At 62.2% G+C, this 10,120-nt stretch carries 8 protein-coding genes and 1 pseudogene; 1 reads left to right on the top strand and 8 read right to left on the bottom strand.

All coding sequences use genetic code 11. The features are described from left to right. Positions 1–499: pseudogene (locus AC1D1Z_RS29650) on the top strand (deacylase); the annotation flags it as partial. Positions 500–514: 15 nt separating this feature from the next. On the opposite strand, the gene AC1D1Z_RS29645 reads toward AC1D1Z_RS29650, so the two are convergent. From AC1D1Z_RS29645 to AC1D1Z_RS29610, 8 genes are all read right to left on the bottom strand, one after another. Then, on the bottom strand, positions 515–1,699 hold the full coding sequence (locus AC1D1Z_RS29645; RefSeq protein WP_131647237.1) for a hypothetical protein: 1,185 nt from the start codon (positions 1,697–1,699) through the stop codon (positions 515–517). 126 nt (positions 1,700–1,825) lie between these two features. After that, on the bottom strand, positions 1,826–3,661 hold the full coding sequence (iolD, locus tag AC1D1Z_RS29640) for a 3D-(3,5/4)-trihydroxycyclohexane-1,2-dione acylhydrolase (decyclizing) (protein WP_477852488.1): 1,836 nt from the start codon (positions 3,659–3,661) through the stop codon (positions 1,826–1,828). Then, complete coding sequence (locus tag AC1D1Z_RS29635) at positions 3,658–5,571, bottom strand: bifunctional 5-dehydro-2-deoxygluconokinase/5-dehydro-2-deoxyphosphogluconate aldolase (protein WP_131647235.1); 1,914 nt, start codon at positions 5,569–5,571, stop codon at positions 3,658–3,660. The genes iolD and AC1D1Z_RS29635 overlap by 4 nt, the downstream gene beginning before the upstream one ends. 121 nt (positions 5,572–5,692) lie before the next feature. After that, positions 5,693–6,634, bottom strand: a complete 942-nt coding sequence (locus AC1D1Z_RS29630; RefSeq protein WP_065277266.1) for a sugar phosphate isomerase/epimerase family protein — start codon at positions 6,632–6,634, stop codon at positions 5,693–5,695. A 79-nt stretch (positions 6,635–6,713) separates the two neighbouring features. Then, positions 6,714–7,886, bottom strand: a complete 1,173-nt coding sequence (locus AC1D1Z_RS29625; RefSeq protein ID WP_065277265.1) for a Gfo/Idh/MocA family protein — start codon at positions 7,884–7,886, stop codon at positions 6,714–6,716. A 117-nt stretch (positions 7,887–8,003) separates the two neighbouring features. Next, on the bottom strand, positions 8,004–8,909 hold the full coding sequence (locus AC1D1Z_RS29620; protein WP_131647234.1) for a sugar phosphate isomerase/epimerase family protein: 906 nt from the start codon (positions 8,907–8,909) through the stop codon (positions 8,004–8,006). Between the two features lie 92 nt (positions 8,910–9,001). Next, on the bottom strand, positions 9,002–9,814 hold the full coding sequence (locus tag AC1D1Z_RS29615; protein ID WP_477852486.1) for an ATP-binding cassette domain-containing protein: 813 nt from the start codon (positions 9,812–9,814) through the stop codon (positions 9,002–9,004). 10 nt (positions 9,815–9,824) lie between these two features. Next, positions 9,825–10,120, bottom strand: a 296-nt coding sequence (locus tag AC1D1Z_RS29610; RefSeq protein WP_477852484.1) for an ABC transporter permease subunit, incomplete at its 5' end; no start/stop codon positions are given.

Below are 10,120 nucleotides of genomic sequence, written 5' to 3'. Positions count from 1 at the left end.
GATGCGCGCCATGGGTGCGGCGCATGCCTTCATCGCCGACAACGGGCCGACCGCACCGACATCGATGGGGGCTGCGGCAAGGGCCGGGACCGTAGGGCTTTCCGGCGAGTTCGGCGGCGGCGGCACCGTGACGCCTGAGACAATGGCCTTCACGGCGGCGGYAATCGACCGGCTGCTGGTGACACTCGGCATCGTCGAGCGTCCGGTGCTGTCGCGCGCGCCGCTCACCGAGCCCGGGCCGTTGCAGCTGCTTTCGCTATCCCGCCACAGCCAGGGCATCTATGCGAACCACAGAGGCTGGTTCGAGCCGGCCGTGGCACTCGGCGCCACCGTTTCCGCAGGCGACCTTGCCGGATGGTATCATGACCTCGAACGCCTGGATCAGCCGGAGGAAGAGCTGCGCTTTGCCGAGAGCGGCATTATCATTTCCCATAGGCTGCACTGCGACAGCCAGACCGGCGACTGCCTGATCCAGGTCGCCGAACCCATCGCATCCTGAGGAGCGCTGATCTGCTTACGTGATTGCGCCGACCGACGTCTTGACCCAGTCGAGGCGCTTAGCCGGTATCAGGCCGTAATTGTAGAAGTTCACGCCGTCAGCGCCGGCATCGACGGCGGCCTTGGCGCGTGCGGCGAGCACCGCCGGCCCGCTGACCTCAGGATAGAAGACGCGCAGGCCCACCCCAAGGAACTTGCCCGCTCCGAGGGCCGCCCTGCCGGTCCGGATGACATCGCCGACGGCATCCGGCTCCATGTCGTAGCAGCAGAGGATCGCCCCGTCGCAGAGGTTGCCGGCGGCTGCGAGATCGACGCCGCCGAGCCAGCCGTCCTTCAGGTCGATGAGCACGATGCGTGTCGCCGGATCGGCTGCCGCCTTGATCTCGCCGATCAGGCTGGTCACCGGTTCGCTGCGCCAAGTGAGATAGGCATGCAGATCAGGATGGTCGCGAAAGGCATCGATGCCGGCCGCCGGGAAGTCAGGGAACTGCCGTTCCGGGACAGCTCGTTCGCAGAGTTCAGCGATGAAGCGCCCGACCGACCGGCGCGCGCCTTCGACCGGCACACCGGCCCTTTCGGCGCGCACCGTGCAATGATCGCAGAAGCAGAGCGACAGCAGAAAATCGTCTTCGGCGTTCAGGCCGACGCCGTCCTTCTCGTGATGGTATTCATGCGCGAATCCCATGAAGTTCGGGCTCTCGAGTTCCACCATATCGGGCTGGTAGTTGGTCGTAATGTCGCGAACAAGAGTGACGGCATAGGCCCGCGCCGCCGGGCTGGAGGGGCAAAGATTGTAATAGTTGGGATTGCCGAAGGCATTCCGCGTCACGTGATCGGGATGCAGCATGCCGAGACGGGTATTGTGGAGGCAGACCGTCCAGCAGGAGACCTTGAGACACGTCGTCTCGCGTCCTTGGACGAGGGCTTCCAGCATGTCGCCGCGCTCGGTGACATTCCCAGCCATCAGCGGCCGGATCAGCTTATCCCGCCATAGGCTCTCATCCGGCCGGAAGTAGACCGTCCCGTCTTCGGGGAAATAGGCCTTCTGCTGCGGGCTCCGGGGCTGCAGGAACCGGCCGGCGTGATAGGAGGTCGCCAGGCTGACCGTCGTCAGGCCTGCACGGTCGCGAAGGTCGGCGGCGAGTGCGGTGAGCCCCTGGTCCTGGATATCCCAGGGGTAAGTCCACATGGAAAGATGCATCGCGTGCTCCCGTGAGATCTGTCCATTGTATAGAACATGCGTCCATAATAGTGTCCAGACTGATCTTTGAGCGAAGGCGCCCGCCGTGTAGCGGGAGCACCAGGCTGAGAGCCAAATTCCTGTCCTTCAATCAAACGCGCGTTGATTGGCGGCATTCTCGTTGTAACGCGTGCGGGCCTGCTCAAGCCGCTCCGGGCCGCCGATCTGCGGAACGGCAACGTCCCACCAGTGGCCACCTGCGTCAGTCCCGGGAACCGCATCCGTGTCGATCACCAGAACGCTCGGAATGTTCCGTTCCCGCGCCGCCACGATGCGTGCCTCAAGCTCGGCGATGGACCCTATCTTTTCGGCATGGGCGCCCATCGAGGCGGCATGCGCGACAAAATCGATCTCGGGCTGCACGTCGACATTGCAGTCCTTGTACATGTTGTTGAACTCAGCGCCGCCGCACTCGATCTGAAGACGGTTGATGCAGCCGTAACCGCGGTTGTCGGTCAACACGACGGTGAACGGCACCCGCCGCATGACGGCGGTTGCGAGTTCCGAATTGGCCATCATGTAGGAGCCGTCGCCGACGAAGCAGATGACGTCCTTGTCAGGGCGCGCGAGCTTGATGCCCATGGCGCCCGCCACTTCGTAACCCATGCAGGAGAAACCATATTCCATGTGGTATCCGCCCTTGGCAGATTGCCACAGCACCTGCAGTGCGCCCGGCATGGTGCCGGCCGCGCACATGACCACGGACTTTTCCGTCGCCACCCGCTGCACTGCGCCGATGACTTGCGCATCGGTGGGCAGGTTTCCAGGCCCGTCCGCTTCCGGCGCCGCCGTCACGCGCTCGACCGTTTTGTGCCAATCGGTCCTGCTCCCGGCATCGACGCCAGGCCCGCGATAGGCCTCAAGCGCGACGGACAGGCGCGCCAGCGTGACCCTGGCATCGCCGACGCAGGGCAATGCCGAATGCTTTGTTGCATCATATCCGGCAAGGTTGATCGAAGCGAGCCGGCGCGAGGGATTACGGAAAAGCGCCCAACTGCCTGTCGTGAAATCCTGGAAGCGCGTGCCGATGCCGATCACGAGGTCCGCGTCGGCGCAAAGCGCATTGGCCGACGCCGATCCGGTCACACCAGGTGATCCGAAATTCAGCGGGTGCTCCCAGCTATTGGCGCCCTTCCCGGCTTGTGTTTCGACAAATGGGATATGATGCTTCTCCGCGAATGCGGCGAGCTCGACCTCGGCCTCAGAATAGATGACGCCGCCGCCGGAAATGATCACTGGCCTGCGCGCAGCCCGGATGGCATCGGCAAGATCTGCGACCTCCCGCGGATCCGGTTCGGGACGGCGGATGCGCCACACCTTCGGTTCGAAAAATGCCTGGGGGTAGTCGTAGAGCTCTGCTTGTACATCCTGGCAGAATGYCAGCGTAACGGGGCCGCAATGACCGGGATCGGTCATGACGGACAGGGCGCGCGGCAAGCAAGTCAGGAGATGCTCGGGACGGGCGATCCGGTCGAAATAGGCCGAGACCGACCGGAAGCAGTCATTGGCGCTGACGGTTCCGTCATTCATATCCTCGATCTGCTGCAACACCGGCTCGGGGCGGCGATTGGCGAACACATCGCCGGGTATGAACAGCACGGGCAATCTGTTGACATGGGCAAGCGCGCAAGCCGTGACCATATTGGTGGCGCCGGGGCCGATCGAGGATGTCACGGCCTGGGCACGCCGCCGCTTCAGCGTCTTCGCATAGGCGATCGCCGCATGCGCCATGGTCTGTTCGTTCTGGCCGCGCCATGTGGGAAGGGCGTCGCCAATCCCATGCAGCGCCTCTCCGATGCCGGCGACGTTGCCGTGACCGAAGATCGCCCAGACGCCCTCGATGAAGCGTTCGCCATCCTCGGTCATCTGGACCGAGAGCCATTTCATCATGGCCTGCGCGGCGGTCAGTCGTATCGTTGTCATTCTGCTGCCTCCTGCACGCGCGCCCGCGCGCCGTCCCAGACCGTGCAAAGCCGGGAGTATCTTTTTGCCATCTCTTCGACGGCCTCTTCATCACTGATCGAGCCCTCGAACCAGCCGCGGGCGACTGAGCCGAAGATTGTCCGGCCGACGGCAAATCCCTTGACGAGCGGGAAGCTCGCGGCAACTTCGAAGCTCGCCTTCAGCACGTCCTCCGGCGCATCCAGGCCGAGGACCACGATCCCTCTTGTATGACGATCGTTTTCCTCGATGGCGGCACAGACCTGCGTCCACGCTTCGGGCTCGTCCATCGGTTCCAGCTTCCACCAGTCAGGATAAATGCCTTCGGCATAGAAGCGGCTGATCAGCTTCGCGGTGGTGTCCGTGGTGATGCTTGCCACCTTGGAAGGGATGACCTCGAGCAGGAATTCCAGCCTGTTGCGGCGCGACGCCACGTAAAGTCGCCGCACTTCCGCCAGCTGCCGGGCCCAGGTCGCATCGTCGTCATCGGGGTGGCAGAAGCAGAGCACCTTGACGACGTTCTCGCGCGCCCATTCCGAAAGCCCTCCGCAATCGGGACCAAGCGACGGCTCCAGGGTCAGAGGCCGAGACCCCGGCCACTCGCAGGGTCTGCCGATCCAAAGGCCGGTCCCGGAGGCGGCATGGAGTGCGCACCGGCCGATCCGGTCGTCGCAGAGGATTCCGTAGCCGGAACGCCCGTTCTGCACCTTGAGTGCCGCTTCGAGGCAAAGTTCCTTGAAGGCGCCGCCCTTCGACGGCGTGTAGCCCGTCATGCTTTCGAGCTGCATCCGGTGATCGAAGGCGAAGACTCGCATCTCAGACCAGTCGCCATGCCGGTTGGTCGACCAGTGTATCTGCTCCAGCTCGGGATCATTGCGCAGATCGGGGCGCGTCATGCCGCGCTCGAGGAAGAAATTCAGCTCCTGAAGTGACGGATATGCCGGCGTGCAGCCGTGACGAGAGACTGCAAAAGCGCCACAGGCATTGGCGTATCTGAGTGCGGTCGGCCAATCCTCGCCGTCAAGCCAGCCCTTCAGCAGCCCGGCGAAAAAGCCGTCTCCGGCGCCGAGAACGTTGAAGACTTCGACCGGGAAACCTTCGCCCGAAATGCCCTCGTCCAGATTATCCGGTATCGTATCTTCGAATGCGACCGCCCCTTTGGCGCCGCGTTTGCAGACGAGCGTCGCCGCAGTCACGGCGCGCACGGCGCGCAGGGCCGCCACGGTATCGGTCGTCCCGCCGGCGATGTGGAATTCTTCCTCTGTCCCGACGATCAAATCGAACATATGAAGCGTCGCCTGGAGCTTTTCGGTCACCTGCCCGCTTGCCACATAGCGGCTTTCCCCTTCGCCATGGCCGGCCACCCCCCAAAGGTTTGGACGATAGTCGATGTCGAGAGCCGTCTTGGCGCCATGCTTGTGCGCAAAGCCGAGCGCCTTGAGCACGGCCGCTTCCGTGCGCGGGTGGGAGAGGTGTGTTCCCGTCACCAACACCGAACGGGCGCTGGAAACGAAAGCCTCGTCTATATCCTTCTCGCAAAGCGCCATGTCGGCGCAATTTTCCCGGTAGAATATCAACGGGAAACGTTCTTCGTCCCGGATCCCGAGAACGACAAGTGCCGTCAGCCGCTCGGGATCCGTCACGACGCCCCTGCCATCGACGCCATGCCGGGCAAGCTCCTCGCGGATGAACCGGCCCATATGCTCATTGCCCACCCGGGAGATCAGTGCCGATTTGAGGCCCAGTCGCGCCGTGCCGCAGGCAATGTTGGTCGGACTGCCGCCGATATATTTTTCGAAGGATCCCATGTCCTCCAGACGTCCTCCGACCTGTGCCCCATAGAGGTCGACGCCGGCTCGCCCGATCGTGATCACGTCCAATGTCTTGGTCATGTCGGTTTCCTCGCAATAGTATTGAATTCGGTCATGCTGATCGGGTTGGGCATCGTCGGCCTCTTCACAAGAAACGACGAATGCAAGGGAGCGCGGGCGACCGCCCGCCCGCGCCTGTCCATCAGCGGCTGATTGTTGCCTGCAGCGCATCGATGGAGGATTGGATGCCCGCCTCGGTCGACATGGTGAAGTCTTCCATCTCGAGGCTGACCCAATCGTTGTAGCCGACCATGCGCACCACGGAGAAGAACTCCTTCCACCATTGCAGGTCATGGCCGGCACCGACGGCGACATAGTTCCAGGTGCGGTTGGCGACGTCGGTTACGTCCTTGAGCTCGAGCAAGCCGTTGATGTCGGCGAGCCCCCGCTCGATGCGGGTATCCTTGCCATGGCAATGATGGATGGCATCGCCCAGAGCTCGGGCGGAGGCGATCGGGTCGGCGCCCATCCACATCAGGTGCGACGGGTCGAGGTTCATGCCGACTTTCGGACCGACTTCGTTGCGCAGGCGAAAGAGGGTCTCGGGATTCCATACGAGCATGGCCGAGAAGTTTTCCAGCGCATATTTTTCGACGCCGACTTCGTCGGCGAGCTTGACCAGGCCGTGCCAGAGCGGAAAAGCCCGGTCTTCCCACTGATATCGGTCGCGCTCAGGCATCTCATTCGGCCAGCTCTTGGTGTAGACGAGCCAGTTCGGCACCGTGTCGCCGGGGGCGGCTTCTGGCAGGCCGGACATGGTGACGATCTTCTTCACGCCGATTTCGCCGGCGAGCCGGATGGTGTCTTCCATTTCCTTGCGGTGGCGCTTGCCCATGTCACCCGGATCGAGCGGGTTTGCCGAGCAGTTCAAAGCGGCGATTTCCAGGCCGCGGGCTTCGATTTCTTTCAGCTTGGTCTTGAGCAGGCCTTTGTCGGCCAGCAGCTCGTCCGCACGGAAGTGCGGCCCGCGCGACCAGCCGCCGCCGGTCATCTCGATACCCTCGACACCAAGTTTGACGCATTTGTCGAGCATGTCAGTGAAGGAAAGGTCGCCCATCACGTCGGTGCAGATCGAAAGTTTCATGTCATTGTCTTTCTAAAAGAGAGTGTCGGGGACGCGCCTGGGAGGAGGATGGAGGAGATCCGACGCGCCCCCTGATCGATCACTTGAACTCGACCCAGGCCGAACCTGCGTCTGCCGAGCGGACGCAATTTTCCAGCCAGCGCACACCTTCGGTGCCGGCTTCGATGCCGGGATAATGATGGCCCTTGAGGAAGGCCTCGTCGCCGCGGCGTTTTGCGTCGATCGCCTGGGCGATCCAGAGGTAGATGTTCGCCCAGCTGTCGCCGAGGCCTTCGGTGTGCAGCGCGCCCATGCGATCGTAGGCGAGGCTTTCCTCTTCGAGGTAGGGCATGCCGTGATGCAAGGTGCGGTTCGGTTCACCCTGCACTTCGTAAATCAACTGGTCGGGATGGGAATCGGACCATTCGACGGAGGCCTTGGAGCCGACGAAACGGTAGCGCTGCGAACCCATGTTGCCGGCATCCACCGAGGACACCCAAAGACGGCCGCGGGCGCCGTTGTCGTAGTGCATGAGAACGGTCGCGTGGTCTTCGAGTGGCGCACGGGTCGGAATGAAGGCCTTGCGGTCGCAGAGCAGCTTTTCGATCTTCATATGYGGCAGCACCACTTCGGAGAGATAGTAGAGATGCGTGCCGATATCGCCCAGAACGAAGGTCGGGCCAGCCGTCTTGGGATTTGTGCGCCATTTCACGGCTTCGCCGGCGCCCACATCGTCGCCTGCGTTGAAGCCGTGGGAATATTGCATGTCGACGATTCTTATATCGCCGAGCATGCCCTTCTTGACCATCGCAGCCATCTGATGAACCAGCGGATGGCCGGTGAAACCGTAGGTGACGCCGACGATCAGGCCCTTCTCGTCCGCCAGCTTGGCAACCTCGTCGCATTCGGCGACGGTGAAGAACAGCGGCTTTTCGCAAATAACGTGAAGACCGGCTTCGAGGCACGCCTTGGTGATCTCGTAGTGGGTGAAGTTCGGCGTGGCGATCGAGACGACCTCGACTCCGTCCTCACGCCCGGCCTCCTTGGCGATCAGCTCCTTATAATCGCCATAGCACCTGTCCGCAGCGACGCCGATCTTCGTGCCGAAGTCGCGTCCGCGCTCGGCGTCGAGATCGAAGGCTCCGCAGATGAGCCGGTAGGTGCCGTCCCGCTGGGCGCCGGTTCTATGCTTGTAGCCCACCTGCCCGGTACGGCCGCCGCCGACCATGCCCCAGCGCAGGGGGCGCTCGATGGATCTTTCTCCGTTGATCATCTTCTGTCCTTCCAGGAATGATGTCTGTGATGTTTAAGCGTTCCGGGCATAACCCCAGTCGCGGCCGCTCGCGCCAATCGCCTGGCTGCATCGCGAACCGCTAGAGGGCATCGCGCGTTATTTCGCGGTCCAGTACTTGTCGACGAAGCGCTGCATTTCGGCGCGCATGAACTTGCCGGAGTGGTCGGCCTTGTCCTCCCAGGCGAAAACGCATGCGGTCATGATGCCGTCGAACCCGATCTCCGCCAGCGTGCTGAAGAAATCTTCCCAGGGAACCTCGCCCTGGCCGATGTTCAGGTGCTGATGCACCCTGGCCTGCGTGCCCGGAGGATTGAGGATGTAGCGGAGCCCCGAGGAGGCCTTGTGATTGAAGGTGTCGCCGACATGGACATGGGCCAGCACGTCCTTTGCTTCACGGAGCATCGCCTTGGTGTCATCGCCAAAATAGAAGGTATGCGGCGCGCAATAGAGGAACTTGACGTTCTTCGAGTTGACTGTCCTGATGATATCGAGCGCCGGCTGCAGGGTTTCGCACCAATCCTCGGGATGCGGTTCGAGGTGCAGGTTTATGCCTTCCTTTTCAAAGATCGGCACCAATTCTTCCATCGAGCGCCACCAGGCGTCTTCGCAGGCCTCGATCATGGAACCGGTATGGCAGCAGTAGCACGAACCCTTGTCCGGATGGGGGCCGCGGCCGAATTCCGAGTTCATCGTGTCGACGCCGAGTTCGACACTGATCTCAATGGCGCGCTTCCAGTGCTTGACGGCAGCTTGCCGCTCATTTTCATCGTTCGAGGCCCACCGGTACATCGGCAGGATCGAGGCAATGCCGACATTGGCATCGGAAAGCGCTTTCTTGAATGCCTTGGCGCGGGCCGGAAACACGCGCGGCGCCTTGAACCACTCGAGAAAATCGGCCCGCGGGCTGAGCTCTATCCACTCGTATCCGAGTTCAGCCACTTTCGAGGGCAATTCTTCGAGTGAGAGGTGGCGATGCATAAAGGGGTCGATTGCAATCTTCATGGCTGTTACCCGTCCGATGATTGTGCTGGGCCATCCCGCCGGGGTAGGCGAGCTCTGTAGAGTTTCTGGAATTCATCCGCGGCGGCGGTCGATCAGACCGGCGGGGGATGTCCGCTATGCGCCGTCGAGTACGCTTCGATTTCGGCTTCGAGTTCGGCCATGGCCTCGCCTCCTGCCATCAGGTCGGTAATCTCTTCGCGCGTCTTTTCACCCTTGCGGAAGTCGGCCGCCTTCGCACCCTTGATGAGCACCGCGAAGTGGTCTCCCACCGTCATCGCGTGAATGACGTTGTGAGTGATGAAAATGACGGCGAGGCCGCGACGGCGCGCTTCCAGGACGATACGCAACACGTGCGCCGCCTCCTTGACGCCGAGAGCGGCGGTCGGCTCGTCGAGGATCAGCACCCGGGCGCCGAAGTGGACGGCTCGGGCGATTGCCGGGGATTGCCGCTCCCCGCCCGACAGACCGCCGATCAGGCGATCGCCATCGTCGATGCGGGTGATGCCGAACTCGCGCACGGCCTTCACCGCGATTTCATTTGCGGCTTTGCGGTCGTAGATTTTGAACGGGCCGAAGCCCTTGGTCAGTTCCCGCCCCACGAAGAACGAACGGCCGATGCTCATCAGCGGAAAGGTGCCGCCGAACTGATGAACCGTTGCGATGCCGAGGTCTGCAGCTTCGCGCGGATTCTGGAAGACGATGGGCCGACCTTCGAACTTCACCGCGCCGCTCGTCGGCTTGTAGACACCGGCAAAGGTCTTGATCAGCGTGGACTTTCCCGCACCGTTGTCACCCAGCAGGCAAAGCACTTCACCGGGATGGACGCTCAATGTGATGTCGTAGAGCACATCGATCGGGCCGAAGGACTTGTTGACGTTTTCAAGTTCAAGAATTGGGCCAGCCATGTCTCAGCTCTCACTTCTTCTTCTTGGGTGAATAGGTCAGCGCCATCTGGCGGAACGTATTGTTCATGAGGACGGCCACGAGCAGCATCACGCCGATGATCAGGCTCGACCAATTGCGATCGAAGGTCGTGAAATAGATGCCTTGGTTGACGACGGCGAAGGTGATCGTGCCGAAGAAGATCCCGATCACCGACCCGAACCCTCCGGTCAGCAGCACACCTCCGACGACGACCGAGATGATCGAGTTGAAGATGAAAGTCATTCCGCCCGAAACCTGCGCGGAATTGAACAGGATGGCCTGACACA

The organism is Rhizobium sp. P1_E1, from assembly GCF_056406015.1.
This window is presented reverse-complemented; position numbering and strand designations above follow the sequence as displayed.

Bases quoted from the DNA above. Each gene is read 5' to 3' on its own strand.
- AC1D1Z_RS29645 (WP_131647237.1), bottom strand. From the start codon at position 1,699: ATGCATCTTTCCATGTGGACTTACCCCTGGGATATCCAGGACCAGGGG.
- AC1D1Z_RS29635 (WP_131647235.1), bottom strand. From the start codon at position 5,571: ATGACCAAGACATTGGACGTGATCACGATCGGGCGAGCCGGCGTCGAC.
- AC1D1Z_RS29630 (WP_065277266.1), bottom strand. From the start codon at position 6,634: ATGAAACTTTCGATCTGCACCGACGTGATGGGCGACCTTTCCTTCACT.
- AC1D1Z_RS29620 (WP_131647234.1), bottom strand. From the start codon at position 8,909: ATGAAGATTGCAATCGACCCCTTTATGCATCGCCACCTCTCACTCGAA.
- AC1D1Z_RS29615 (WP_477852486.1), bottom strand. From the start codon at position 9,814: ATGGCTGGCCCAATTCTTGAACTTGAAAACGTCAACAAGTCCTTCGGC.